The 26,204-nt window shown below is 34.9% G+C and carries 23 protein-coding genes and 1 pseudogene; 12 read left to right on the forward strand and 12 right to left on the reverse strand.

Annotated features, from left to right (window positions below):
• Positions 1–5: 5 nt before the first annotated feature.
• The 5 genes and pseudogenes from rimK to G7A72_RS02745 all read left to right on the forward strand — a co-directional run bounded on the left by rimK (position 6) and on the right by G7A72_RS02745 (position 3,038).
• Positions 6–1,388: a 30S ribosomal protein S6--L-glutamate ligase gene (rimK, locus tag G7A72_RS02725; RefSeq protein ID WP_113665631.1), complete on the forward strand. Its 1,383-nt coding sequence runs from the start codon at positions 6–8 to the stop codon at positions 1,386–1,388.
• 85 nt (positions 1,389–1,473) lie between these two features.
• Positions 1,474–1,989, forward strand: coding sequence for a DUF421 domain-containing protein (locus tag G7A72_RS02730; RefSeq protein ID WP_113665630.1), 516 nt, complete (start codon positions 1,474–1,476; stop codon positions 1,987–1,989).
• A gap of 57 nt (positions 1,990–2,046) precedes the next feature.
• Positions 2,047–2,166: pseudogene (locus G7A72_RS16730) on the forward strand (pirin family protein); the annotation flags it as partial.
• Positions 2,167–2,366: 200 nt separating this feature from the next.
• Entirely contained in the window at positions 2,367–2,564 is a 198-nt protein-coding gene (locus tag G7A72_RS02740; RefSeq protein ID WP_113665629.1) for a hypothetical protein, read from the forward strand.
• Positions 2,565–2,693: 129 nt separating this feature from the next.
• A complete protein-coding gene (locus G7A72_RS02745; protein ID WP_165151330.1) occupies positions 2,694–3,038 on the forward strand; it encodes a GNAT family N-acetyltransferase in 345 nt (114 codons plus the stop codon).
• Between the two features lie 71 nt (positions 3,039–3,109).
• Here the strand turns inward: G7A72_RS02745 and G7A72_RS02750 are convergent, their stop codons facing one another.
• The 3 genes from G7A72_RS02750 to hutH are packed head-to-tail and all read right to left on the reverse strand — an operon-like array spanning position 3,110 to position 6,696.
• Positions 3,110–4,456 carry an inorganic phosphate transporter gene (locus G7A72_RS02750; RefSeq protein ID WP_113665626.1) on the reverse strand — a complete coding sequence of 449 codons (1,347 nt, stop codon included), beginning with the start codon at positions 4,454–4,456 and terminating at the stop codon, positions 3,110–3,112.
• A 31-nt stretch (positions 4,457–4,487) separates the two neighbouring features.
• On the reverse strand, positions 4,488–5,132 hold the full coding sequence (locus G7A72_RS02755) for a DUF47 domain-containing protein (RefSeq protein WP_113665625.1): 645 nt from the start codon (positions 5,130–5,132) through the stop codon (positions 4,488–4,490).
• 49 nt (positions 5,133–5,181) lie between these two features.
• Positions 5,182–6,696, reverse strand: a complete 1,515-nt coding sequence (gene hutH / locus G7A72_RS02760; protein WP_165151331.1) for a histidine ammonia-lyase — start codon at positions 6,694–6,696, stop codon at positions 5,182–5,184.
• 714 nt (positions 6,697–7,410) lie between these two features.
• Here hutH and thrA point away from each other — a divergent pair.
• The 4 genes from thrA (at position 7,411) to G7A72_RS02780 (ending at position 14,159) form a co-directional block, all read left to right on the forward strand.
• Positions 7,411–9,858 carry a bifunctional aspartate kinase/homoserine dehydrogenase I gene (gene thrA, locus G7A72_RS02765; RefSeq protein WP_113665623.1) on the forward strand — a complete coding sequence of 816 codons (2,448 nt, stop codon included), beginning with the start codon at positions 7,411–7,413 and terminating at the stop codon, positions 9,856–9,858.
• Positions 9,859–9,942: 84 nt separating this feature from the next.
• Positions 9,943–10,869, forward strand: a complete 927-nt coding sequence (locus G7A72_RS02770; protein WP_113635608.1) for a homoserine kinase — start codon at positions 9,943–9,945, stop codon at positions 10,867–10,869.
• A gap of 128 nt (positions 10,870–10,997) precedes the next feature.
• A complete protein-coding gene (gene thrC, locus G7A72_RS02775) occupies positions 10,998–12,287 on the forward strand; it encodes a threonine synthase (RefSeq protein ID WP_165151332.1) in 1,290 nt (429 codons plus the stop codon).
• A gap of 462 nt (positions 12,288–12,749) precedes the next feature.
• Positions 12,750–14,159 (forward strand): hypothetical protein, encoded by a 1,410-nt coding sequence (locus G7A72_RS02780; RefSeq protein WP_165151333.1) that lies wholly within the window; start codon positions 12,750–12,752, stop codon positions 14,157–14,159.
• A gap of 108 nt (positions 14,160–14,267) precedes the next feature.
• On the opposite strand, the gene G7A72_RS02785 is transcribed toward G7A72_RS02780, so the two are convergent.
• Together G7A72_RS02785 and G7A72_RS02790 are read right to left on the reverse strand one after the other, a co-directional pair.
• Positions 14,268–15,176, reverse strand: coding sequence for an SH3 domain-containing protein (locus G7A72_RS02785; protein ID WP_165151334.1), 909 nt, complete (start codon positions 15,174–15,176; stop codon positions 14,268–14,270).
• A 372-nt stretch (positions 15,177–15,548) separates the two neighbouring features.
• Positions 15,549–16,088 (reverse strand): YSC84-related protein, encoded by a 540-nt coding sequence (locus G7A72_RS02790; RefSeq protein WP_165151335.1) that lies wholly within the window; start codon positions 16,086–16,088, stop codon positions 15,549–15,551.
• 243 nt (positions 16,089–16,331) lie between these two features.
• On the opposite strand from G7A72_RS02790, the gene G7A72_RS02795 reads away from it, so the two are divergent.
• From G7A72_RS02795 to G7A72_RS02805, 3 genes are all read left to right on the forward strand, one after another.
• Positions 16,332–16,841 carry a GNAT family N-acetyltransferase gene (locus G7A72_RS02795; protein ID WP_165151336.1) on the forward strand — a complete coding sequence of 170 codons (510 nt, stop codon included), beginning with the start codon at positions 16,332–16,334 and terminating at the stop codon, positions 16,839–16,841.
• Positions 16,842–16,981: 140 nt separating this feature from the next.
• A complete protein-coding gene (locus tag G7A72_RS02800) occupies positions 16,982–17,485 on the forward strand; it encodes an SRPBCC domain-containing protein (RefSeq protein WP_165151337.1) in 504 nt (167 codons plus the stop codon).
• A 225-nt stretch (positions 17,486–17,710) separates the two neighbouring features.
• Positions 17,711–18,901, forward strand: coding sequence for a TIGR03862 family flavoprotein (locus G7A72_RS02805; protein ID WP_165151338.1), 1,191 nt, complete (start codon positions 17,711–17,713; stop codon positions 18,899–18,901).
• Positions 18,902–18,977: 76 nt separating this feature from the next.
• Here the strand turns inward: G7A72_RS02805 and G7A72_RS02810 are convergent, their stop codons facing one another.
• From G7A72_RS02810 to nadC, 7 genes are all read right to left on the reverse strand, one after another.
• Entirely contained in the window at positions 18,978–19,361 is a 384-nt protein-coding gene (locus G7A72_RS02810) for a DUF3037 domain-containing protein (protein ID WP_165151339.1), read from the reverse strand.
• Entirely contained in the window at positions 19,339–20,133 is a 795-nt protein-coding gene (locus tag G7A72_RS02815; protein ID WP_165151340.1) for a HipA family kinase, read from the reverse strand. The genes G7A72_RS02810 and G7A72_RS02815 overlap by 23 nt, the downstream gene beginning before the upstream one ends.
• Before the next feature lie 77 nt (positions 20,134–20,210).
• The gene (locus tag G7A72_RS02820; protein WP_165151341.1) at positions 20,211–21,065 is read right to left on the reverse strand and encodes an NAD(P)H-hydrate dehydratase; all 855 of its coding nucleotides are present in this window, start codon (positions 21,063–21,065) and stop codon (positions 20,211–20,213) included.
• A gap of 84 nt (positions 21,066–21,149) precedes the next feature.
• A complete protein-coding gene (gene priA / locus G7A72_RS02825; RefSeq protein ID WP_165151342.1) occupies positions 21,150–23,615 on the reverse strand; it encodes a primosomal protein N' in 2,466 nt (821 codons plus the stop codon).
• A 74-nt stretch (positions 23,616–23,689) separates the two neighbouring features.
• Positions 23,690–24,118, reverse strand: a complete 429-nt coding sequence (locus G7A72_RS02830) for a DUF2147 domain-containing protein (protein ID WP_165151343.1) — start codon at positions 24,116–24,118, stop codon at positions 23,690–23,692.
• Between the two features lie 120 nt (positions 24,119–24,238).
• Positions 24,239–25,147 (reverse strand): YihY/virulence factor BrkB family protein, encoded by a 909-nt coding sequence (locus G7A72_RS02835; RefSeq protein WP_165151344.1) that lies wholly within the window; start codon positions 25,145–25,147, stop codon positions 24,239–24,241.
• Positions 25,144–26,001, reverse strand: a complete 858-nt coding sequence (gene nadC, locus G7A72_RS02840) for a carboxylating nicotinate-nucleotide diphosphorylase (protein ID WP_165151345.1) — start codon at positions 25,999–26,001, stop codon at positions 25,144–25,146. The genes G7A72_RS02835 and nadC overlap by 4 nt, the downstream gene beginning before the upstream one ends.
• Between the last annotated feature and the right edge of the window lie 203 nt (positions 26,002–26,204).

Raw genomic sequence — 26,204 nt, forward strand, 5'->3', positions numbered from 1 at the left:
AATATATGTCAGATAACAAAGTTATTCTAGGTAGCGAAGAATGGTGTTCTTTTCCAGAATTAGGGATTCCTACCATTAAAGCCCGAGTGGACTCGGGCGCAAAAACATCTGCTCTACATGCTATAAACATTGCTCCATTCATTAAAAATGAAAGCAACTGGGTAAAATTTGACATTAACCCGATTCAAAATAATTTAAAAACGGTAATCCATTGTGAAGCACCATTAATTGATAAACGGATTGTTAAAAGTTCCAGTGGTTTTAGAGAACAACGCTACGTAATTCAAACAAATCTACAAATTGGAAGTTCCAAGTGGCCAATAGAAATGACGTTGACAAATCGAGATTCTATGGGTTTCAGAATGCTTTTAGGACGTGAAGCCATGAGCGGTAGAGTTCTGGTTGATCCTGAACAAAAGTATCTTTTGGGACAACCTACAACTGACACTTTAAAAGAATTATATAAAAATTCGGAAAAAGCGAGTTCTGGTTTACGAATCGGACTTTTAGCAAGTAATCCTGAATTGTACAGCAACAAGCGTATTATGGAAGCTGGTGAAATGCGTGGTCACGAAATGCACTTTCTAAACATCAAGGAATGCTACATGAAACTGGATGCAAAAACACCAGAAATTCATTATCGTGGCGGTAAAATATTAAATCAATTTGATGCCATCATACCTAGAATAAGACCTAGTATCACTTTTTACGGTTGTGCATTGACACGACAATTTGAAGCTTTAAAAGTATATTGTTTGAATTCATCAAATGCCATTACACAATCACGCGATAAATTGTATTCATTGCAATTGTTATTAAATCATGGTGTAGAAATTCCTACGACTGGTTTCGCTAATTCTCCTTTAGATACTGATGACTTGATAAAAATGGTTGGAGGTTCTCCTTTAATCGTAAAATTACTCGAAGGAACCCAAGGAAAAGGAGTCGTATTAGCAGAAACGAAAAAGGCCGCAGAAAGTGTAATTAATGCTTTCAAAAGTTTAAATGCCAATATATTAGTTCAAGAATTTATCAAAGAAGCTAACGGAAAAGATATTCGTTGTTTTGTAATTGACGGAAAAGTAGTCGCCGCCATTCAACGTGAAGCAATGCCTGGCGAATTTAGAGCCAACATTCATCTTGGAGGAACAGCATCGGTTATAAAAGTAACTGCAGAAGAAAAACGTATTGCCATAAAAGCTACGAAAGCTATGGATCTTAAAGTAGCAGGAGTTGATATTATTCGTTCCGCAAAAGGGCCATTATTACTGGAAGTAAATTCATCCCCTGGATTAGAGGGAATTGAAGGCGCTACTAATAAAGATATTGCCGGCGAAATGATCAAAGCAATTGAAAAAAATTTCAAACAAAAAACAGATTTGAAATAGTATTATACCAACCTTGAATTTGTAAAAAATTTATTTAAGTTTTGGTCATTCTTAAAGTTAAAAACAAAATAGTAAACCTAAAAAAATGAACGAGTACCTTGCTATAATTCTTCGCAGTAGTGCCGTTTATTTTTTTATGGTTATCGCTTTACGCCTTTTTGGCAAGAAAGAATTGTCTCAATTGAACACTGCTGATGTAATATTAATTCTACTCATCAGTAACTCCGTTCAAAATGCAATGGTTGGAAACGATACCAGTTTATGGGGAGGCTTAGCCGCGGCTTCGGTCCTTTTTAGCATTAATTTTATTTTAAAGAAATTAATGTATAAATATCCCCGATTCAGTGATTTCATGCAAGAAAAACCAGAAATCCTGATACACGATGGTAATTTGGATTTTAAATCTTTAAGCAAATTAAATATCACATCGGATGAATTAAAAGAAGCCATGCGCGAACATGGAATCGAATATTTTAAAGATGTAAAACTCGCAATGCTAGAAATTGATGGAAATATTAGTATCATTTCGGGCAACCAAAATTTAAAACAAACGTATCACAAACGCAAACACATCCACAAAAGTTTAAGCGGGATAAACTAAAGGAAATAGTAATCGCAGATCAATTTTCGTTATTTTTAGATTTACAAAACACTTAATATGTCGAATATAAAACTAATAATAGAAGAGCGCCCGAGTAATATTGGCAACTTTATGGTGGGAAGATTACTTCCCTTTCGAGAAAAAAGAATGGTTGGGCCATTTGCATTTATTAATCACTGATAAGACGACTATCTATATTTGTGGAGGAGAACCTTTTCCAGAATAACGAACTATCTACTGGAATTTTGTGGCTTCAACCAAAGAATTGATTGAGCAAGCCAAAGAAAAATGGTTGGCACAAACCTTTGAAAAAATTCCTGGTGAAACTGAATTTGTTCCACTTCCGGAGCAAATTAAAAAACAATAAATATTAAAAGATGACAGCAAATATTGGCGCTGAACTTTACAAAACGGAAAAAGAATCTGAAACAAATTTGATCATTTCTGATGAACCGGACGGAGCGGACAAAAAAGATTTAGGCTTTACGCCAAAAGAATTACTGGCTTCTTCCCTATCCACACTTGCACAGCAATCACTTTGCGCCTGTATGCGAACAGAAAAGGCTGGAATTTAACCGATGTAAAAGTTGAACTCCGTTTTGAAGCTGATTCAGTAAAAACAAATTCAAAATATTTCGCAATATTAAATTACTCGGAGATATAGAAAAGGATCAAAAAGCGCGATTATTAATCATTGCAAATAAATGTCCGTTACACAAAATTTTAACCAATCCTATCGAAATAACTACCACATTAAATTAGAAAGCCATGACAATAGAACATTAAACAAAACAAAAAACGGTCATTTCAAAGCGATTCATAATGAAAAGGAAGCCGGAAGAACGACCTATACTTGGGCAGGAACGGATAAATTTATTATTGACCATACTGAAGTAAATCCAGATTTTGCTGGACAAAATGTAGGTAAAAAAATGGTGTTGGAAGCCGTACAATACGCAAGAGAAAACAATCTTAAAATTTTGCCTTTATGTCCTTTCGCGAAAAGCGTGTTTGATAAAACAAAGGATATACAAGATCTATTGTTTTAATAAAATAGAATTTTTAGAGCATAAAAAAAACCATTCTGAGAATGGTTTTTTTTATGAATATTATTTTAGCATTAAATAAAAATACTGAAAATATAATAAATTATTGCTGCTAATATAGCTGAAATTGGAATGGTTAATACCCATGCCCACAACAAGCTTACGGTCATCCCCCATCGTACAGCTGAAACTCTTTTAGTAAGTCCAACTCCAATGATAGATCCAGTAATCGTATGCGTTGTACTTACAGGAACTTTAAAATGCTCCGTAAAATATAGGGTCAATGCTCCTGCAGTTTCTGCAGCAACGCCTTCAAAAGAAGTTACTTTTGTAATTTTAGAACCCATTGTTTTTACAATTTTCCAACCACCACTCAAAGTACCGGCAGCAATTGCAGAGTAACATGCTAGCGGAATCCAGTCTGGCATTTTGAAAGCTCCATTTTCATCCGGAAGAACTACATCTAACCAATTCGGTAAGCTTTCCTGTGCGATACCACTAGTTTGAATATAAACAGTAACAGCCGCAGCTATAATACCCATTACTTTTTGGGAGTCATTTCCACCATGCCCTAAACTAAAAGCAGCTGATGATAATAATTGCATTTTCTTTAACCAATACGTTGACTGATGCAGATTTAAGCTACTGAAAATTAAACAAAAAGAACTTACAGACAAAACAATAAATGCAACTAAAAACCACTTAATATTGTGTGATTCAAAAACAACACTCCAAAACTGGGAGTCGAAACGTGGTTTCTTTATTTCATCAAAGTATACCATTTGACTTTCCACAAACCAAATAGTTAGCAACATTAATGAAACTGTAAATATTTTAGGATAAATACTTCTTTTCGATGCATTAAGAAGCCAAATTGAGATTAAATACGACATTAGGGCACCAATTAAAGGAGCCAAAACAATGAAGGCAATAATGATTAAAACCCCTGAAGGGAATCCTCCGTTTTTACCTGCGGTATACCAGTTTACAGTATCATACCAATACGCAGTATGAATTTCCGTTCCTTCAATTACTGCATATCCAAAAAAACCATGGACTGCAATAGCGTGTGCAATTGCTGCTCCAGCGAATCCTCCAATAAGAGTATGTGAGGAACTGGAAGGGATCCCTTGCCACCAAGTGAATAAATTCCAAATAATTGCAGCTATAACTCCAGCAAGGATCACAACTAAATCAATTTCCAAGGTATTGGCAGTTTTCGCAACCGTATCAGCGACTCCAAAACCAAAAACCCAATAGGCCAAAAAGTTAAAAAAAGCTGCCCAGACAACTGCTTGAAACGGACTTAATACTTTTGTGGCAACAACCGTTGCTATAGCATTGGCAGCGTCATGAAAACCATTGATGTAATCAAAGATCAAAGCCAGCACTATAATAACTATAAGTAGAGTAAATTCCATAAATTATAATTTCAGAATAAAACCGATTGAATTAAGAATGTTTTACAGAAATAGATTCTAGAACACCTGCTACGCTCTTACACTTATCAGTTGCTGTTTCTAAAACTGACAATACTTCTTTGTACTTGATAATGTTTTTAGCATCCGTTTCATTTTCGAATAAATCAAGGACTGCTTTATCATAAACATTGTCTGACTTATTCTCTAACTTATTGATTTTAAGACAAGCATCAGTAATATTCTTCATTTTTTTCAAATCTCTCAATTCTCTTACTGCCACATCAATATTCTGACAAGCCTCAAGATTAATCTCGGTCAATTTTCTGATAGATTTTGTAATTTTATCTACTTGATACAATCGCATTCTACTCGCTGCACCATGAAGATTACCCGCTACATTGTCTATTGAAGTTATTAATGAATAAATATCCTCTCTATCAAACGGTGTAATAAAATTTCTACTCAACTCAAGATTGGTTTGACGGGTTATATCCTCCCCTTTTTGCTCTAAAACATCGATTTTCTGAAAAAGAACTTCACGCTCTTTCAAAGGAAGGTTTACAGCTTCGTGCAAATTTGTAGCAATTTCAATTAAATTACTTGATGCTTGTTCAAAAAGCGGAAAGAACTTTTTGTCTTTAGGAACCAAAAATTGGAAAAAATTATTTATGTTCATTTCATTAAAATTTAGTCCGGCAAAATTACTTCATTATTTACTGCTAATGTTAAGCTAACATTAACAAATCATTTTCTATTTGAAAAGTGTTCAAAAAAGAGACCGTCTTTTCAATATCATAATGCAATATTCGGTCTTCTTTAATCAAAGGAACTTCTTCGCGATATGCGTTTAAAAACATTTCAATAAAATCGCTAGATTGTAATGGCCGTCTGTATTCAATCGCTTGCGAAGCATTCATTAATTCGATCGCTAAAATGCGTTCCAAATTATCCAACACACGTAATGCTTTCGTAGCGGCATTGGCTCCCATACTGACATGATCTTCCTGCCCGTTACTGGAAACAATACTGTCCACACTGGCGGGAGTTGCCAGTTGCTTATTTTGGCTGGCAATACTTGCCGCTGTATATTGCGGAATCATCAAACCAGAATTCAAACCGGGATTGTCTACTAAAAATGCAGGAAGATTTCTAGTTCCTGAAATCAATTGATACGTTCTTCGCTCTGAAATACTTCCCAATTCAGCTAAAGCAATAGCCATAAAATCTAAGGCTAAAGCCAAAGGCTGTCCGTGAAAATTCCCTCCAGAAATGATTTGGTCACTTTCAATAAAAATATTAGGATTATCCGTAACCGAATTAATTTCAGTCTTGAACACTTTTTTCACATAATCAATTGCGTCTTTTGAAGCGCCATGAACTTGCGGCATGCATCGGAACGAATAAGGATCTTGAACATGATTTTTAGGTTGTTCGATAATTTCGCTTCCTTCCAAAAATCCTTTGATGCGGTTGGCTGTTACAATTTGTCCTTTGTGAGGTCTAATAAAATGGATTAATTCATTAAATGGCTCTATTCTTCCATCAAAACCTTCAAGCGAAATTGTTCCTATCAAATCAGCCAAATAAGAAAATTTACTAACTTTCATCAAAATATGCGCGCCATACGCACTCATAAATTGCGTTCCGTTCAACAAAGCCAACCCTTCTTTTGATTGCAAAACAATGGGCTCCCAATTAAAATGTTTCAAAACTTCGCTTGAATGCACTTTTTTGCTTTCAAAATATACCTCTCCTTCCCCCAACAACGGCAATGATAAATGTGCCAAAGGAGCTAAATCTCCCGAAGCTCCCAGTGAACCTTGTGTATAAATTATCGGCAGAATATCATTATTATAAAAAGCAATCAATCGTTCGACTGTTTGCAATTGAATTCCGGAATGACCATAACTTAACGATTGAATTTTAAGCAACAACATCAGTTTCACAATTTCAGTTGGCACTTCCTCGCCTGTCCCGCAAGAATGTGATTTCACTAAATTCTCTTGCAATTTTGACAAGTTCTCATTGGATATCTTAACATTACAAAGCGATCCAAAACCTGTATTTATACCGTAAATAGGATCAGAATGCGATGCCATTTTTTTGTCTAAATAATCACGACATTTTTGAATATTTATTTTCGCCTCATCAGACAAAGCCAATAATTTTTGGTGAGAAACAATTTCGGTCAATTTTTCCAAGCTAAGTAATTCAGTACTAATATAATGCGTATTATCCATTTTGATAGTGTTTAAAAGGTAAAATTGAATAAATCTTTATAATTACACAACATTTATTGATAATAATTTAAATTTAATAGTTAAACAAAACTAAAAATTAGATTTCAGGCAAATATTCTTATACGAGTGCAAAACACTAATTTTAATTGCCACTTTTCACTGCCTTTACTAAAAACCAAAAGTGAGTAGACAAATAAACAAACGCGTTTTACCTATTTTGACTTTAATTAGGAGGGAATTACATCTTTTTGATTCAATAAAAAAGATACTAGCATGCTAAACCAATTTGAAAAATATGCTGATTTATAAGAATAGCTTCATCAAGGACTTGATAAACCATACAATATTTCATAATCCTCAAATAGCATCGAATATTTTCAAATATTCGCAAAAACAAAATTAAACGCACTGCTTTTTATAAAAAAATGTACTTTTGGAAGATCAAAATGGTAAACAATAAAGCTACATATCACTCTTCGATAACAACTCAAATCTGGGTTGGCACTGCTATTACGTTTACTACAACAACTACAACTACCCCTTTGGGGTAAATTTTCAACATATAATCCTATTATTATATTTTTTTTTCGGAAGAAAGAAAGTTCTTGGGTATATAATAAATATTGCATTTTCAAAAAAAAAAAAACAACACACACAATTAAATCGTCTGCAACAACTAAATAGCGATTTATTATTACATTAAAATAACTTGATATGAAAGTATTAAAATTTGGCGGAACTTCCGTTGCCAATGCACAAAATATAAAACTGGTTTTAGCAATCGTTAGCGATAAAGCAAGAGAAGAAAAATTAATCGTCGTGGTTTCCGCTTTTAGCAAAATTACTGATTTGCTTCAACTTGCTTCGCAAAAAGCGGCTGCCGGAGATGAGAGTTTTAAAGATATTCTTGCAGAAATCGAGAAAAAACACCTAGATGCCTTAAAAGAACTAATTCCTGTCAGCGAACAAAGCAGTCTTTTGAGCCACATCAAAAGAATCGTCAATCACCTGGAAACCTTATTGGATGGATGTTATCTTTTGGGTGAGTTATCTTCCAGAACTTCAGACACAATTTTGAGTTTTGGCGAATTACTGTCTTCGTATATCATCGCAGAAGCTTTAAAACAAAATCTAAAAAACAGCAGTTATAAAGACAGTCGTGAATTGATCAAAACCAATAATCATTTTGGAAAAGCTATCGTGAATTTTGATGTTTCCAATGAATTAATTGTAGACTTTTTTGCTTCGAATGAAAATCAGGTGGTTGTTATGCCCGGATTTATTGCTGCTTCGTTAGACGGAATCAACACAACTTTAGGACGCGGAGGATCGGATTATACTGCCGCTATTCTTGCAGGCGCTCTTGACGCAAGTGATTTGGAAATTTGGACTGACGTCAACGGAATGTTTACTGCCAATCCAAAAATTGTAAAACAAGCACAACCTATCGCCTACATTTCATATCAGGAAGCAATGGAGTTATCTCATTTTGGTGCCAAAGTTTTATATCCGCCAACAATCCAGCCGGTATTGAGAAAGAATATTCCAATTCTGATCAAAAATACTTTCGAACCTGCTGCTGAAGGTACGTATATTTCCAATCAAGTTTTCACTCAATCCAATCCCGTAAAAGGAATCACACATATTGATGCAATCACATTGATTACGCTTGAAGGTTCTGGAATGATTGGTGTTTCCGGTTCTTCAAAAAGGCTTTTTGAAGTATTGTCCAATAAAAATATCAACGTAATTTTCATTACTCAAGCCTCATCAGAACATTCTATTTGTATCGGAATTCTAAATTCGGATGCTGATGTGGCGGAAGAGGCCATTAACAAAGCTTTTGAAGTAGAAATTTTGCAAAATAAAATAGAGCCTTGTATTGTTGAAAAAAACCTTTGCATTATTGCTTTGGTCGGCGAAAACATGAAAAATCATCAAGGTTTAAGCGGCAGAATGTTTAGCACTTTGGGTAAAAACAACGTCAACATCAGAGCGATTGCACAAGGTGCCTCTGAAAGAAATATTTCGGCAGTAATCAACGAAAGAGATGTAAAAAAAGCATTGAATTCTTTACATGAAAACTTTTTCGAAGAAAACACCAAGCAGTTGAATCTATTTGTAATGGGCGTTGGAAATGTGGGAGAAAAATTCATCGAGCAAATTCACCAACAAAAGAAATTCCTAAAAGACAATCTGAAAATAAACCTGCGTGTTATTGCGTTGTCAAATTCCCGAAAAATGTATTTCGATGAAGATGGAATCTCCTTAAAAGATTGGCAATTTGCATTAGAAACAGGGGAACTTGCGGATAAAGAACAGTTTATTAATAATGTAAAACAACTCAATTTACGCAACAGTATTTTTGTGGATATTACTGCAAATGAAAGCGTGTCTAAAACCTACGAACAGTTTTTAAAAAGAAATATTGCGGTGGTAACCTGCAACAAAATTGCCTGTGCCTCCGAGTATGATAATTATAAAAAACTGAAAAAATTATCACAACAATTCAATGCGCCTTTTCTTTTTGAAACGAACGTGGGAGCGGGATTACCAATCATCGATACCGTAAAAAATCTGGTTGCTTCGGGCGATAAAGTCAATAAAATTCAAGCCGTTTTATCTGGAAGTCTGAACTTTATCTTTAATAATTTCGATGAAAACAACACTTTTCATAATGTCGTCAAAGAAGCTGGTGTACAAGGATTTACAGAGCCGGATCCAAAGATAGATTTGAGCGGAATTGACGTTGCCAGAAAGATATTAATCTTGATTCGTGAAAGTGGTTACAAAATGGAAATTGACGAAATCACAAACGAATCTTTTATGCCTGCTGAATGTTTAGATACGACTTCAAACGAAGCTTTTTTCGAATCCTTACAAACACATGCAGCTCATTTTGAAACTATTTATAAAGAAGCGTTAAGCAAAGAATCTCGTTTGAAATACGTAGCGCAATTCGAAAATGGAAAAGCAAATGTTGGTTTAAGATTCATACCTAAAGACCATCCGTTTTACAATTTGGAAGGAAAAGACAACATTGTATTATTCTTCACCGATCGTTATGTGGATCAACCTTTATTAATAAAAGGTGCCGGTGCCGGAGCTGCAGTTACTGCTTCCGGAATTTTTGCTGATGTGATTAGAATTGGAAATATATAAAAATAGTTTAAAGTTTTCTTTGTTTAAAGTTTCAAGTTCAAGAACTGGTAACAACTTTAAACTTTAAACCTGAAACAAAACAACATGAACGAAATAAAAATATTTTGCCCCGCTACAATCGCCAATCTTTCCTGTGGATTTGATGTCTTGGGGCTTTGTTTGGAAACTGCGGGTGACGAAATGATTATTCGGAAATCAGATGTAAAAGGGATTCGCATCACTAAAATTGTGGGTGCCGACTTACCTTTGGAAACCGAAAAAAATGTTGCTGGAGTATCCGCTTTGGCGATGTTGGAAGCGGTAGAAACCGAATTTGGATTCGAAATCGAAATCTATAAAAACATTAAAGCCGGAAGCGGAATTGGAAGCAGTGCCGCGAGTTCAGCGGGAGCAGTTTTTGGAATCAATGAATTATTGGGACGTCCATTTACAAGAAAAGAATTGGTTTTATTTGCTATGCAAGGCGAAAAATTAGCTAGTGGAAATGCCCATGCGGATAACGTTGCTCCTGCCCTTTTGGGTGGCTTTACATTGGTGAGAAGTTCCAATCCGTTGGATATTATTAAAATTGAAAGTCCATCAGAATTGTATGCTACGGTGGTTCATCCTCAAATTGAGTTGAAAACTTCCGATGCGCGTTCGGTATTAAAACAAACCGTTTCCTTGAAAAGTGCGATAACACAATGGGGAAATGTGGGAGGATTAATTGCCGGATTATACACTAAAGATTACGATTTAATAGGACGTTCGTTGCATGACGAAATAGTGGAACCGTTGCGCAGTGTTTTGATTCCCGGATTTGATTTAATCAAGAAAACAGCCTACGAAAACGGAGCTTTAGGTTCTGGGATTTCGGGGTCCGGTCCTTCAATTTTTGCTTTGAGCAAAGGAAAGGAAACCGCTGATAAAATCGCAAAAGCCATGAGCGCTGTGTACGACGAAATGAATTTACCGTATGAAATTCACGTTTCGAAAGTGAATGATGAGGGGATGAAAATAGTATCCCCCTAACCCCCGAAGGGGGAATAAAAGGAATAAGATTATTGATTTTAAAATTACAACAACACATACTGAATCCAGTTTCGCCTCCCTTCCCTTTGGGGAGGGTTGGGGTGGGGATTCTACAATTACTAAACACAATGAAATATTACAGTTTAAACCATAATGCACCCAAAGTTTCTTTCAAAGAAGCCGTAATACAGGGATTAGCCACTGATAAAGGATTGTATTTTCCGGAAACAATCACCCCTTTAGCTTCTGATTTCTTTGATAAAATCGAAAATTTAAGCAATGAAGAAATTGCTTTTGAGGCGATTCAACAATTTGTGGGTGACGAAATTCCCGCAGACACTTTAAAACAAATCATTGCCGAAACCTTATGTTTTGATTTCCCTGTAGTGGAAGTCGAAAAAGGCATTTATTCCCTTGAATTGTTTCATGGCCCAACGATGGCTTTCAAGGACGTAGGAGCGCGATTCATGTCTCGTTGTTTGGGGTATTTTAATAAAGATAACAAAGACAGCACAAACACGGTTTTGGTAGCGACTTCCGGCGATACGGGCGGAGCTGTGGCAAGTGGTTTCCTTTGTGTAAAAGGCGTTGAAGTGATTATCCTGTATCCGTCTGGTAAAGTAAGTGATATTCAAGAACGACAATTGACGACTTTAGGGCAAAATATTAAAGCGCTTGAAGTGGACGGCGTTTTTGATGATTGTCAGGATATGGTGAAGAAAGCGTTCTTAGACGAAAGTCTCAAACATAAAAACCTGACTTCGGCAAATTCGATAAATATTGCGCGCTGGTTGCCACAAATGTTTTATTTCTTCTTTGCGTATAAAGTATTAAAAAAACAAAACAAGCCTTTATTTTTCTCTTGTCCAAGTGGAAATTTTGGAAATATTTGCGCAGGGATTATTGCCAAAAAAATGGGATTGCCTGTTGAACATTTTGTCGCTTCCACGAATGTGAATGATACCGTTCCGAGATTTTTAGAAAACGGAATTTATGACCCGAAACCTTCAAAAGCGACGATTTCGAATGCGATGGATGTGGGAAATCCAAGTAATTTTATCCGAATTCAGGAAATGTATGACAATGATTTGGAGCAATTCAAAAAAGATTTTTCTTCGTTTACATTCTCTGATGCAGAAACGATTGAAGCCATGAAAACCATTTACAATACCAACGGTTACATTGCAGAACCGCACGGAGCTGTTGGTTATTTAGGATTGAAAAAAGAATTGCAAAACCATGCAAATGCGATTGGTATTTTCTTAGAAACTGCCCACCCAATTAAGTTTTTGGATACGGTTGAACCGACATTAAACGTAAAACTACCAATTCCTACCCAAATAGAAAGTGTTTTAGGAAAGGAAAAAGTGAGCGTAAAAATTAAAACCTATGAGGATTTGAAAGCTTTTTTGGAATAAAAATTTCTTTCCAATCAAATAAAAAAACGACTGAGAATCCCATTTTAGTCGTTTTTTTATACCAAAATAAATCTGTTTTTAAAGTGGTCCTAAACTTGTATTTTGGAACTACAAAACAATTCTACGCATTTTAGACTTCCATTTTAAATATATAATTATGAGTAATTTACAGAGAAGCTAAAAAATAAATTCCACCACAAAAAAATAAAATTCCAGATCTGAAAATATAGCTTGAATATGATTTAAATTATACTTAGTTTTGCAAAAAATTGAGTTGTCTCTATTCAGATCATTTGAGAGTAAAAAAACAAACCTGAACCCCATTAAAAAAACAACTAAGTATTTAAGAAACTGTTTGAATCTTAACTAAAATCAACAGATTAAAAAATACTTCAAAAAAACTACCTGATAAAGTAGCTTCCCATATCAACATAATTTATTAAAAGAAGGAGAAAAAAGTTTATGACGGATCATAGCATGAATGCTGTTAGTTTTGAAATTGAATTGTTGGATAAGCACAAAGATTATAGGAATCAATATAAGTCAAATGATTTATATTGGGGCGTAGGAATCGAAAATGAATGTTATTTAGAGTTTGAAAACCATCGTGTGGTAGACAAAGATTTTTTGCTGACTAAAGGACTTCATGAAAAGTATAGTGTTAATCATTTTAAGAATTACAAAGAAAACATATACCAGAATTCATTACTAAAAATATTATCCGATAAAGAATATTATTTGCCTGTACTGATGAATTCCCATTCGTTTACAAAAACGGACATTAACAACCAGCACAAGACTTTTGACCCGATAGACAATGAGCCAAATCCTGAATATTCAGGGGAAAGTATCTTTGAAATATTACAAAAAAACAATCCTTATTTTATAGACGAGCTTCAAAAAGAATTCATTTTTGACGGTGACACAGTTGAATTTGTTACACAAAAATTTTACAAAACAGATATTGACTCCGCCATTGCTGAGCTAGCAAAAATAAAACAAGGTTTCATAAACAACTTACAAAGCGCCTTTGATAAAGATAAAATCTTTACGGAATATGGCGCCATAAAAATATGTTCTAAAAATCATCCTTTTGCCATATTTATTTCAAACAACACTAATTATTCTGTTTTTAATAATATGACCTATCACTTCAATTTAACTATTCCTACTGAGTTAAATAAGGACGGTGAAATTAAGGACAAAATAGGTTTTATAAAAAAACACCAAAGAGCCATTCGATTATTCCAATGGTTGAGTCCATTATTTATGATAAAATTCGGTTCTTCTGATTATTTATCGCATAATGACAGCAGCGTTAATTTAACAAAAGCATCACAACGATGTGCCATGTCAAGATACATTGGGGTAGGAACCTATGACACCAATGTGATGAAAACCGGAAAAATCGTCCAGATGAATTTTGACGAACACCCGATGCACGATAATCCGTTGTGGTGGGTGAACCGTTATTCTGAAATATCAGATTATGAAAAAATTGATAAAATTGGGCTTGACATCAATTTTCACAAGCACAAAAATCATGGCATTGAATTTCGAATATTTGATTATTTCGACGAAATACACCTACAGGAGGTTTTGAATTTTCTTGTTTTTATTATGGATCACGCCCTGTTAAACGAAATCGAAAATCCGATTTGTGATTTAGAATGGAATAACTTTGTCTACGAATCTATTATCCACGGCAAAGAAACGCATGTACCATCAAAATTCATCGCCCTTTTAGAAAATATATTATCTATTACGATAGAATCAAATGATCCTTTAGAAATTTACGATCAAATATTCAGCCGTTTACACGCTACCTATTATGAAAAAGGCTTTTGTAGTTCTCTACTAATAAAAAAATAAGGGGCGTCAAAAATACAAGGTCTCTTTTTAGAATAAGCCCTATATAATTACCCTTCTTGTTGACAGTAGTATGCCAGAAGGGTATTTATTTATACGATTTTTTTTTAACTACTCATGGTAATAAAATATAGCAGCCGCATATCCTTTTTCCGGATCTTTATTATCCCACCAATCTTTTCTAATTTCTGAAAAATAATTATAATTATCCGCTCCTGCTTGGGACTGTAACGGATAAATGACTTTGCAGTCTTTCCTAAAGGCTTTATCAGTATCAGTTTCTGGAACGACCACTACAATATGTCCAGATTTATTCTGGATAAATCTTTTCGCACAAATGATTCCTACTCCTCCGGTAGCATTTACTCTTTTTTGAAGTTCATCAACATCATCGATTCTTTCCCAACCAAACTCACTCCCCGATTGTAAAAACCAATCGTAGATATAATTGGAATAAAAAGGCCTTACCGTTTCATCAAAAATCAGTGCTACTTCGTTCCCTTTCTCCAATTGCTCGATTGCGGTATCAGTCCATCTCAATCTTGGGATATAGACCTTGGCAAAAAAACAATAATCAAAAGTATAAATATTACAGTAGGTATCCGACGCGTCTTTCTGATATCGGAAACTTTTTGAAACATCCAGCGCCTTTATGATGTTTTGAATTGACGTAAGTTTAGACTCTAGATTCGTTAAATCTCTAAACGGAATTGAAGGATCGCCAATAGGTTTGTATGTTTCCTCTTTACTATCCAAACTTGCTTTTGTACCCGGTTCAAAATTTGGCACTTCAATATCCATACTTTTTTGATTCGTTTCATCAACAAGCTCGATATCTTTTGAAAACACAAAACCCTCTTTTTCAGTGTTTAAAAGTTTTACTTTCCACCAATCTGATGCTGTTTTCTCAATTAATTTAACGGTATGTCTAAAAGGTATTTGTATTAAAATTTTGGAATTATCCTGCGTTGCCGGAAAATCTCTCAGATTTAATGACGGAGTAGCGACTCTATATTTCATACTAATCAGTTAATTATAAATGATTCTACTGCCAAAATACTAAAAAACAACCAAGAAAGCATCACAGGAAACCATTATTTTTTAGATTTTTTTAAACTAATTCCAACAAACAATAGCACCAAACAGCAATAAGTATTACTATTTAGCCTCAAGATAAAGGGAGATTGCACATTAAGATTTAGAAGGAATTGAAAGTGTTTTTGGTATTGGATTTAAAGGTATATTCTAGAACATAAATCCTCTTATGCCTTAGAAATATGTATTCAAAAAATACATTTTATTCGAGACTAAAAAGAAATAATCATAGCATGTCACAATACTTACTAAAAATCAAAACGGCTGAGAAAATTTTCTCAGCCGTTTTAATTTTTATTACAATTTATTAAACTTAAATTGCTGTCCGCCAATAGACGCCTCGTACATGAGTCCACCTTTTTGCATGGTGAAAACCATCACGCCATTGGTATATTTTACATTTGCGGAAGCGCCTTCCGTTACCGCTACTGCAGAAGCTTGTGCGGAAAACTCGAAACGGCTTTCTTTAAACCGCTCCATTTCATTTTTGGATTCAAAAAATATAACTTCCCGATACGCTTGTCCTCCCGCTTGAAATCCTATGCTTACTTGCGATAACTTAGCCATACCCACTCTCTTATTCTGTTCATAAACGACTCCGTTACCCGCTGCTCCACCTATACCAAGTCCTCCTTTTCCAACATTAGGAAAGATGACATAACCGTACGCTTTATCAAAAAGTGCCTTCATCAGCGGATCACTTTTAATAAATTCAGATTTTGCTGTTTCGCTATCGGCAATAATTTTATTCTTTTTGGCGGTAGTTTGCCCAAATATTGGTGCTGTATTTAATGCAAAAACCACCATCATCACCAAAAAACTATTTAGATTTTTCATAATTATAACTATTAAAATGTTGAATTTATATCTTTATCTAAAGGTAAAAAAAATTATTTACTTAAAATACAAAATATTGATTTTCAATTATTTAAATTTTATTCATTCCTGATAAAATTCTGTTTATTAATAAAAAAAGCAATTTCTATAATAATTCATACACAAACTGGAACCAGTAGAAACTGTAATTGTTTATTCCTTTTTTCTATCTTTGAACAACACAAAAATAGTAGACAACTTCACATGATTACAAAAGCAACATTAGAGAACGTTTCGCAATTAAACACCTTAATCAATTCAGCGTACCGCGGAGAATCGTCTAAAAAAGGATGGACTACTGAGGCTAATATTTTAGATGGACTTCGAACGACTGAGGAAGAATTATCAAAAACGATTCTGAATCCTAAAAATACGGTTCTAAAATTTACGGACAACAACCAAATTATAGGTTGTGTACTATTGGTTGAGAAAGAGCAGGAATTGTATTTAGGCATGCTGACCGTTTTACCGGAATTACAAAACAGTGGCGTTGGAAAAAAATTATTGCAGCAGGCAGAACTTCATGCCTTGGAATTAGGATTGCCAAAAATCATAATGACAGTAATTTCCGTTCGGGATGAACTTATTGCTTGGTACAAACGTAACGGTTATGAGGATACTGGCGCAAAAGAACCGTTTCCCGCAAGCGATGTTCATATTCCAATTTCGGAAGAGCCTTTGGAATTTATTGTTATGGAAAAAATTATTTATTAATTCAAATAATTGATTTATAGATAATTATATTTTTAAATAAAATTAATTAACTTTATTAATTCCTTTTAATTCCCAGCAGTAAAGCTATAAATAATTTCAATCTATTAGTTTTCCTATTATCAATCTTAAATCGAAATAAAATGGCAACTACTCCCAAAACACTCGTTATAAAAGATTTAGAAGAAAAATCAATTTTGGTTTCTAGAACATTTTCTGCTGCACTAGAAAAAGTTTGGCGTTCGTTTACTGAAAGTGAATTATTAGAACAATGGTGGGCGCCACAACCTTGGAAAGCCGAAACCAAAACGATGGACTTTTCTGTTGGTGGCTATTGGTTGTACGCGATGGTAGGTCCCGAAAATGAAAAACATTGGGGACGCATGGACTACACTGCCATAACATCGCATTTGAGTTTTGAAATCAAAGATAGTTTTTGTGATGAAGAAGGAAACTTAAATTCTTCGTTGCCGGTTTCTACAGGAATAATTGTTTTTACCACAACTGAATCGGGGACTTTGGTCGAATTCAAGATGTTTTATTCCGATGAAAAAGAGATTGAAACCATGATTGAAATGGGTTTTGAACAAGGCATTACAGCATGTTTAGAGCAATTGGAAACGTTATTTCTAGAAAATAAAATCTAGCGATAATCAAAATTTTCTTCAATCTTTGGGCGGCTCGCGTAAGGGATTGCGGCGGCATCCTTTATTTTTTTTCTTTCAAAAAATAAAGATACAGTCAAAAGCCCGACCCCAAAGCTGCAGATACGTAAATGGAAAAAGGAATTTTATGCTTTGGGGTTACGCCCAATCCCTAATATAAAATCCAATATCAGGGAATATGGGTAAAACAAAACCTATTTTTGTGACGTGAAAAAATCAGTTTCAATTATTGGAGGAGGACCCGCAGCGCTTATACTTGCTGCATTATTGGATTGTGAAAAATTCAAAGTTACCATTTACGAGAAAAATAAAACACTGGGAAGAAAATTTCTGGTGGCTGGAAAAGGAGGATTCAATCTCACCCATTCGGAACCCATTGGGGAATTGATTGCGCGCTATACACCGCCTCATTTTCTGGAAAAAGCATTACTTGCTTTTGATAATAACGACTTTAGACAGTGGATTGATTCCATTGGTATCCCAACGTATATTGGCAGTAGCAAACGTGTGTATCCTGAAAGTGGTATCAAGCCCATAACAGTACTCAACGCAATTCTGGATGTTCTGGATAAGCAAAGCGTTGCCATTCAATACCAACATACTTGGAAGGGTTGGACAAATGAAAATGATATAATCTTCAATACCGATACAACAATAAAATCCGACTATACCGTTTTTGCCATGGGCGGCGGGAGCTGGAAAGTAACCGGTTCTGATGGTTCTTGGTTAGATTTATTTGAACGGGAAAGTATTCCTATAGTTCCTTTTCAATCTTCGAATTGTGCGTATCGCGTGAACTGGCCAGAAGATTTTGTCATAGAACATGAAGGAAGTCCGCTTAAAAATATTGCGATTAGCTGTTTGAATAAAAGGCAAAAAGGCGAAGCGGTTATCACACGTTTTGGTTTAGAAGGAAATGCTATTTATGCGCTTAGTCCACAAATTAGGGAGGAATTGGAACACCAACAAAAAGCTACAATTTTCTTAGATCTAAAACCAACCTTGCGCTATGAAGATTTGCTTGACAAAATTAGAAAATCGACTTTCAAAAAGACAAGCGAAACATTACAAAAAGAAGTAAAATTAAGTCCTGCTCAGATTGGGCTTTTGAAAAAATACCTTTCAAAAGAAACCTATTTGAATCCGGAATTATTGGCAAAAAACATAAAAAATTTGAGTGTTGAAATCACCGGTACTGGAATCTTAAACGATGCAATATCCACAACAGGCGGTATTCAACTGAGTGCTGTGGATGAAAATTTTCAACTAAAAAACAAAAAAAGTAATTATTGTATCGGTGAAATGCTGGACTGGGATGCGCCCACTGGCGGTTATCTTCTTCAGGCTTGCTTTAGTATGGGGATGCATCTTGCGCGTCACCTGAATAAGGTTCCTTAAATTATACTATTCTATTGCCAAATGCAAAAGGGATTTTGGTTTTGTGAAATAACTTTCTAACAGTTTTAAAATTTATTTACAATACCATTTCTTCAAACAAGCGTTGCGTCGTTTGTTCCAAATCATCACACAAACCCGGATGTGGTCTTGAAGTTTGAATGGCAGAACTGCGAAGTGCGGTCAACCAACGGAAACGGGATGGAATGTCAAATTGCCCTATGGGTCCACCAGATTTTTCGCCATGAGCCACTTTTGCAAATGCCTGTACATTTAAATGCAATTGTTCCACATCCAAATCATCTGCAAAAAGTTGGAGTTTGGCTTCATTTACTGAATACAGCACCTTAATAAACTTTGCTTTTTTACAAAAAAGAATAATGCCCACATTGAGGAATTCTTCGCGTTCTACCCTTGGCACAACTCGGATTACGGCATACTCATATAAGTGCTTTTCTTGCATCTTGCGCTTCGTTTATAAAAATTTGGGAATGGTTCAAACGTGTCGTTAAAAACTGAAAATAGACTTCCCGAATGGCTTCGGGAGTTTCATCGGTATCTTCCCAATGGAGCCATACTTCCGGAATCAGATTCACGATATTTTGCAATACATCAACAGACAATATTTTTTTGAATGCTACATCAGTTTCTATTAATAACGAAGCCTGAGGCAACAATACATGGTCTTTTATCAGTGCAAAAGGACTTTGTGCGTGCTTTTCCCAATTGGTCCACGAATGATGAAAATAAAGGCTGGCTCCATGATCGATCAGCCATAATTCTTTATGCCAGATCAACATATTGGTGTTTCTAAACGTTCTGTCCACGTTTGTAATAAAAGCATCCAACCAAACAATTTGCGAGGCTAATTTTGGATCAACCAACGTGACAACAGGATCAAAATTTATGGCTCCCGATAAATAATGCAAAGCTAAATTCAGTCCTTGACTTCCTTGAAGCAGGTCCTGAATTTCTTCGTCGGCTTCACTGCGTCCAAAAGCTTCGTCGAGATTAGCGTAAACGAGTTCCGGCATTTTCAGGTTTAAAACACGGGCAATTTCTCCGCCAATTAATTCAGCGATTAATGCTTTTACGCCGTGTCCGGCACCTTTGAATTTCAAGACGTATTTAAAATCATCATCGGCTTCAGCGAGTGCAGGTAAAGAACCGCCTTCCCGCAAAGGAGTGATGTATCGCGTAACATTTACGGTTCTAAGATGGGGTATTTTTTCCATAATCGAATTGGATAAAGCAATTTTGCTTGGATACAAACTTACAAATAAGTGGTGTAAAATTTATTTAGGAATGCTATTTACTCCAATTTTTCTAAACTCAGAAAGGCTTTACCAATATTCGCAATCACATCTGAAGCGATAAAGGATTGATAACCAGTTTCCGGTAGCGCAATATCAGCGGTTAATCCGTGGAGATAAACGGCAAGAATTGCGGAACTAATGGGTTCATAGGATTGTGCCAATAAACTGCTAATCATTCCCGTCAAAACATCGCCAGTTCCCGCAGTTGCAAGCGCAGCATTTCCCGTGGTATTTTGATAGACAGTTTCACCATCGATGATTCGTGTGGGTGCGCCTTTCATTACGATTATAATTTGATATTGTTTGGAGAAAGAGACTGCTTTACTCATTTTCTCGTCTTCGGAATCCCATTTTCCTATTAATCGTTGCAGTTCTTTGGGATGTGGCGTAATGATAGTTTTGGGTTGTAGTAAAGCTAATAATTTTTTGTTTTTAGAGATAATATTCAATGCATCAGCATCTATAACTATAGGAACTTTGTTCATTTTCAAAAATTGATACAGCGCATTTTGGGTTTCTACTGCCTGACCCAAACCAGGACCAATTCCGATGGCCTGCGGTACTACATCAAAAGTTATTTCTGAAATTATTGCGTCTTGAATATCTGTAAGAACCATGACTTCGGGAATCGCTGTTTGCAGAATAGTGTACCCACATTTTGGAATAAAAACACTGACTAATCCGCAACCAGTTTTCAAACAAGCTTTGGAAGATAAACTTACTGCTCCTATTTTGCCATAACTTCCGCCAATGATTAAAGCATGTCCTTGAATTCCTTTATGCGTATGTTCATCAGGCTTTTTGTAGTATTTCAGGATTTCTTTTTGGTCAATGTAAATTGGATTTGTCATGGAAATTTGTTTGTTTAAAATTACGGATTTAAAATCTCAAATAGAAATTCCCTTTGATTGTTTTCGTATCCAAGACATAATTTCTCAATAGAAATCTACATTCAAAGTAACTTTTATAGCTCTGTACTGAGCAACCGCTTCAAAACTATTCAACATTTTCTGAATCGTTTTTTTTGTGTTTCCAATAGATACATTTTGAGGAATTTTGATAATAATCGTCCGGATATATTCATTTCTGATTCTGCTGATTGCCGGTTCCTCCGGACCTAATACCGGCATGTTCAAGTTCTGGCTCATTACTTGGTACAACCACATAGAACCTTCCTTCAACTTATCAAAATCACGCTGTTTCAAAGTCAGCTTTATGATTCTGAAATACGGAGGGTATTTATAAATTTGTCGGTCATACAACTGTTCGTTGTACATTCCCAAATAATCATTATTAGTGACTTGTTGTATGGTATTGTGATTAGGATTATAGGTTTGTATAATTACTTTTCCTTGTTTTTCTGAACGACCCGCTCTACCCGCAACTTGAGTCATCATTTGGAAACTTCTCTCAAAAGCCCTAAAATCAGGATGGTATAACATATTATCCGCATTCATGATTCCCACTAAACTAACGTTATCAAAATCCAATCCTTTAGCGAGCATTTGAGTTCCTACTAGAATATCCATTTCTCGGTTCTTGAAACTATCAATGATTTTTTCGAAACCAAATTTTCCTCTGGTAGTATCCTGATCCATTCTCCCTATTTTTGAATTTGGAAAAATAGAAATCAGTTCTTGTTCGATTTGTTCCGTTCCAAAGCCTTTAGTAGTCAAATCAACGCTCGAACACGCGTGACAATGCGTAGGTTTTGCCATAGTGTACCCACAATAATGACAACGCAACTGATTTTTATGTTTGTGATACGTCAAACTCACATCACATTGCTGGCATTGTGGTACGTGACCGCAAGTGATACATTCTACAACTGGTGAATATCCTCTACGGTTTTGAAATAAAATTACCTGTTCTCCTAATGACAATGCGTTTGTAATTTCTTCGATTAAAACATCGCTGAAATGTCCTGTCATTTTTTTACGGAAGTATTTGTCTTTCAAATCCACCAATTCGATATTGGGCATCATCACGTTTCCAAATCGTTTCGTAATTTCGACCAGACCAAATTTATCAGATTTGGCATTAAAATACGTTTCTATACTTGGCGTAGCTGAACCTAAAAGTACTTTTGCTTTATGCGAATGAGCTAAAACTATAGCTGCATCTCGAGTATGATATCGTGGAGCCGGATCTACTTGTTTGAAGGTTTGTTCGTGCTCTTCGTCTACAATTATGAATCCCAAATCATGAAATGGCAAAAATAAAGCGGACCTCGCTCCTATTACCACTTGTGCTTTCTCCGATTTTTGTAAGACTTGATTCCAAACTTCAATTCGTTCATTATTGTTGTATTTCGAATGAAAAACAGCCACTTTATTTCCGAAATACGCCCTTAAACGCCCCACTAATTGAGTCGTCAAAGCAATTTCAGGTAGTAAATACAGGATTTGTTTTCCTGTTTCCAAATATTCTTCGATAAGTTTAATGTAAATTTCGGTCTTTCCACTGGAAGTTACGCCATGCAACAAACACACTTCTTTTTGAGTAAAACTTTGTTTAATTTCCTCAAAAGCGGTTTGCTGATCCACGCTTAATTGCAGTTCACCTTCTTTAATTTTTCCGCTGAAATTTACACGGTCTTCCTGAAGAAAATAGTCCTCGAATATTTCTTTTTCGATTAACGCTTTTACAATCGCAACAGAAGAATTAGCTTCCTCAATTAGTTTTTTTACGGTTATGGGTTTAGCTACGCCTTGGTTTTTTTCTGTAGCGCACAATTGGAAATAACGCATTACGATTTCCTTTTGTTTATTGGCATTTTTCAATGTTTCCAATAACTCGCCTAAGCCTTGATTGGATTCATATTTAGGATGTAACCTTACGTATCGAACTAACTTAGGTTTATAACTTTCTTGAACTTCCTCCTGAAGCACCAAAATATTCTTATCGACCAGTTTTTGAATAACAGGAAAAATATTTTTCTTGTTTAAAATAGCAATAATATCTTGGACCTTTAGAGAACTTTGTTGCTGCAAGGCTTCATAAACCAGAAACTCATCATCAGAAAGAAGGCTGGTATCAATAAATGAGTCGGTTTTTTGAGAAATCAATGTTTCACTTTCCAGCAAAAGTGCGCTTGGCATGGCGCCACGATACACATCTCCAATGGCACACATATAATAAGAAGCAATCCATTGCCAATGTGCGATTTGGATTTCAGTAACAATAGGTCTTTCATCCAGAATTTGATGGATTTCCTTAGCTTCGTATAATTCTGGTTTGTTTTGATGAATTTCAATAACTAAAGCGGTATATATTTTGCTTTTTCCAAAAGGAACTGCCACCCGCATCCCTTTTTTGATGTAGTGAAATTCCGTTTCGGAAACACTATAGGTAAAGGTTTTGGCTAGGGAAAGTGGTAAAATTACTTCTACAAAATACATGTATTATCAATTAAGAGTTATGAGGTTGAGTTATGATTATGTAGTACTTTAACTCATAACTCTTAATATTTTAATTATTTTACCCTATTCCAAGTTTGTGTTCTACCAAATAAAGAAACTCCAATATAGCCTCTTACATTCAGCTTATCATTTCCGTCTAGAGTTATAAAACATTTATATAATTTACCTGAAGTAGGATCTAGAATTTTTCCTGAATTGTACTCTTTACCATCTTTTTTTAATCCTTTGATGATAACAAGTCCCATAATAGGTTTGTTTTTTTCCTCGCCAGAACATGCTGTACACAAGCTTTTTTTCTTTTCGACTTCAATGATATCAACGATTTTTCCATAAATTTTACCAGAACGCTCGTAGATTTCTACAATTGATTTTGCTTTTCCTGTTTCATCATCGATAGTTTTCCATTTCCCAATAACGCTATTGGTTTGTGCATAAAAAGCCATAGAGGCGAATAATGCCAGACTTGTAATTGTATTTCTCATTTTTTTTTATTTAGCCCTGATAGTAGTGGAAATCCTTTTCTTTTTTTCTTTAAAAAAGAAAAGATTGTAACGAATAGCAGGAAATAGCTCCTAATTTTGAAACTATTTAGATTTAATAATTTATTCTTTTTTAGCCTTCAATTTATTTACTGTTGCATTCAATTCAAAACCCAACAGTAGTATCATGCAGTTTATCCAAATGTAAAACATCAAGATCAATAAAGTTCCTATTGAACCATACAATTCATTGTATTGTGAAAATTTTGTGACCCAGATTCCAAAAAAATAGGAATCTAAAATAATCAAAATTGTAGTAAAAACGGATCCTATGGAGATGAAAGCTCTATTTTTATCATGCTTAGTACCAAACTTGAAAAGTATCGAAGTGGTCATCAAAATCATCAAAATAACAAAAGCATATCGTCCTACTACGATTAATTGAATTTGGTCACTAAAAACTGTTTTTTGCAACAAAACTTCAAAAACAACGATTATTGCAACGGTCACTAATAGCAATAAAGACAATAATAACGACATTCCCAAAGCGACCAAATATTGACGAATAAATCCTCTTTTTATGAGGACGTGACGAGAGGTTTCAAAACCACCTAAAATACCATTTAATCCATTTGCCATTAGGAAAATCGACAATATAAAACCGGAAGAAAGCAGTCCCGAGTCACTATTATTTAGAATATCACTGATGATTTTGTAAATTGCATCATAAGTATTGGGTGGTACTCCATCCTTCACAAACATCAAAAAATCTTCTTGAAAACCTTCAATAGGGATGAATGGAATTAGATTTAATATGAAAAGTGCAAAAGGAAATAATGCCATAAAAAAACTAAATGCAATGGCACTAGCATGATAGGTTAACGCACTTTCGACTATTCCTAATCCATATAATTCCATTAAATCATACAAGGACAACCCTTCCAACCAAGGAAGTTTTATCTTTTTTAAACCAAACATAAGATTCCGTACAATTGGAATTCTTCGTAGTTTCAATTCAATTTCTTTACTCATAATGCTTTCAAGCTCAAATCCATGTTATATACGGAATGCGTCAACGCGCCCGAAGAAATATAATCTACACCGCATTCCGCATAGTTTCGAATCGTGTTTTCATTAATATTTCCAGAAGATTCTGTATCGCATTTATCTGCAATTAAAGCTACTGCTTTTTTCGTATCATCAAAATTAAAATTGTCTATTAAAATTCTAAAAACACCATCGCTCTGCAAAATTTCTTTGATTTCATCCAAATTTCTGGCCTCGACAATAATTTTTAGATTCAGGTTATTTTCTTTTAAATATGCTTTTGTTTTGGCTATAGCCAAAGTGATTCCACCTGCAAAATCATTGTGATTATCCTTAAGCATTATCATGTCATACAAAGCAAACCGATGGTTTTCGCCACCTCCAATTTTAACTGCCCATTTCTCACATGCTCTAAAACCAGGTGTTGTTTTACGTGTGTCAAGAATTTTTGTGTTTGTTCCTTCTAACAAACGTACGTATTCTTTAGTTTTAGTTGCAATCGCTGACATTCTTTGCATTGAATTCAAAACTACGCGTTCTGATTTCAAAATAGATTGCGAACTTCCTGATACATGAAAAACGATGTCACCTTTTTTTACCGGAGTTCCGTCCTGAATAAAAGTTTCAATTTGCAAATTAGGATCTACATAACCAAAAACCATTTTAGCAAAAGCTACACCGGCAATAATGCCGTCTTCTTTGACTAATAACTTTGCTTTACCTGTTGCAGATGCTGGAATGCAAGCTAATGAACTGTAATCACCTGGTCCAACATCTTCTCGAATGGCATTTTGTATTAGTATGTCTAACTCGTTTTTAAACTGTATATCGCTAATCATTTTATAGGAAATTTATAGAATGCTAAAGTAAGATATATTTTGTGGAATTGAAAATTTGTAGGTCGGGTTCTTTAGAAAAAAGATACAATTGAATCCGCTTCATCAAGAAAATATACCCTGCGGAGCAGACTAATTGAATGCAGTTGCATCCTTGAATTTTATAATCAACGCATTAAAAAATTCAGTATTATGCAGATATTCAA

Source organism: Flavobacterium sp. Sr18, assembly GCF_011064265.1.
GTDB lineage: Bacteria > Bacteroidota > Bacteroidia > Flavobacteriales > Flavobacteriaceae > Flavobacterium > Flavobacterium petrolei.

Bases quoted from the DNA above. Each gene is read 5' to 3' on its own strand.
- rimK (WP_113665631.1), top strand. From the start codon at position 6: ATGTCAGATAACAAAGTTATTCTAGGTAGCGAAGAATGGTGTTCTTTT.
- G7A72_RS02730 (WP_113665630.1), top strand. From the start codon at position 1,474: ATGAACGAGTACCTTGCTATAATTCTTCGCAGTAGTGCCGTTTATTTT.
- G7A72_RS02740 (WP_113665629.1), top strand. From the start codon at position 2,367: ATGACAGCAAATATTGGCGCTGAACTTTACAAAACGGAAAAAGAATCT.
- G7A72_RS02745 (WP_165151330.1), top strand. From the start codon at position 2,694: ATGTCCGTTACACAAAATTTTAACCAATCCTATCGAAATAACTACCAC.
- G7A72_RS02750 (WP_113665626.1), bottom strand. From the start codon at position 4,456: ATGGAATTTACTCTACTTATAGTTATTATAGTGCTGGCTTTGATCTTT.
- G7A72_RS02755 (WP_113665625.1), bottom strand. From the start codon at position 5,132: ATGAACATAAATAATTTTTTCCAATTTTTGGTTCCTAAAGACAAAAAG.
- hutH (WP_165151331.1), bottom strand. From the start codon at position 6,696: ATGGATAATACGCATTATATTAGTACTGAATTACTTAGCTTGGAAAAA.
- thrA (WP_113665623.1), top strand. From the start codon at position 7,411: ATGAAAGTATTAAAATTTGGCGGAACTTCCGTTGCCAATGCACAAAAT.
- G7A72_RS02770 (WP_113635608.1), top strand. From the start codon at position 9,943: ATGAACGAAATAAAAATATTTTGCCCCGCTACAATCGCCAATCTTTCC.
- thrC (WP_165151332.1), top strand. From the start codon at position 10,998: ATGAAATATTACAGTTTAAACCATAATGCACCCAAAGTTTCTTTCAAA.
- G7A72_RS02780 (WP_165151333.1), top strand. From the start codon at position 12,750: ATGACGGATCATAGCATGAATGCTGTTAGTTTTGAAATTGAATTGTTG.
- G7A72_RS02785 (WP_165151334.1), bottom strand. From the start codon at position 15,176: ATGAAATATAGAGTCGCTACTCCGTCATTAAATCTGAGAGATTTTCCG.
- G7A72_RS02790 (WP_165151335.1), bottom strand. From the start codon at position 16,088: ATGAAAAATCTAAATAGTTTTTTGGTGATGATGGTGGTTTTTGCATTA.
- G7A72_RS02795 (WP_165151336.1), top strand. From the start codon at position 16,332: ATGATTACAAAAGCAACATTAGAGAACGTTTCGCAATTAAACACCTTA.
- G7A72_RS02800 (WP_165151337.1), top strand. From the start codon at position 16,982: ATGGCAACTACTCCCAAAACACTCGTTATAAAAGATTTAGAAGAAAAA.
- G7A72_RS02810 (WP_165151339.1), bottom strand. From the start codon at position 19,361: ATGCAAGAAAAGCACTTATATGAGTATGCCGTAATCCGAGTTGTGCCA.
- G7A72_RS02815 (WP_165151340.1), bottom strand. From the start codon at position 20,133: ATGGAAAAAATACCCCATCTTAGAACCGTAAATGTTACGCGATACATC.
- G7A72_RS02820 (WP_165151341.1), bottom strand. From the start codon at position 21,065: ATGACAAATCCAATTTACATTGACCAAAAAGAAATCCTGAAATACTAC.
- priA (WP_165151342.1), bottom strand. From the start codon at position 23,615: ATGTATTTTGTAGAAGTAATTTTACCACTTTCCCTAGCCAAAACCTTT.
- G7A72_RS02830 (WP_165151343.1), bottom strand. From the start codon at position 24,118: ATGAGAAATACAATTACAAGTCTGGCATTATTCGCCTCTATGGCTTTT.
- G7A72_RS02835 (WP_165151344.1), bottom strand. From the start codon at position 25,147: ATGAGTAAAGAAATTGAATTGAAACTACGAAGAATTCCAATTGTACGG.
- nadC (WP_165151345.1), bottom strand. From the start codon at position 26,001: ATGATTAGCGATATACAGTTTAAAAACGAGTTAGACATACTAATACAA.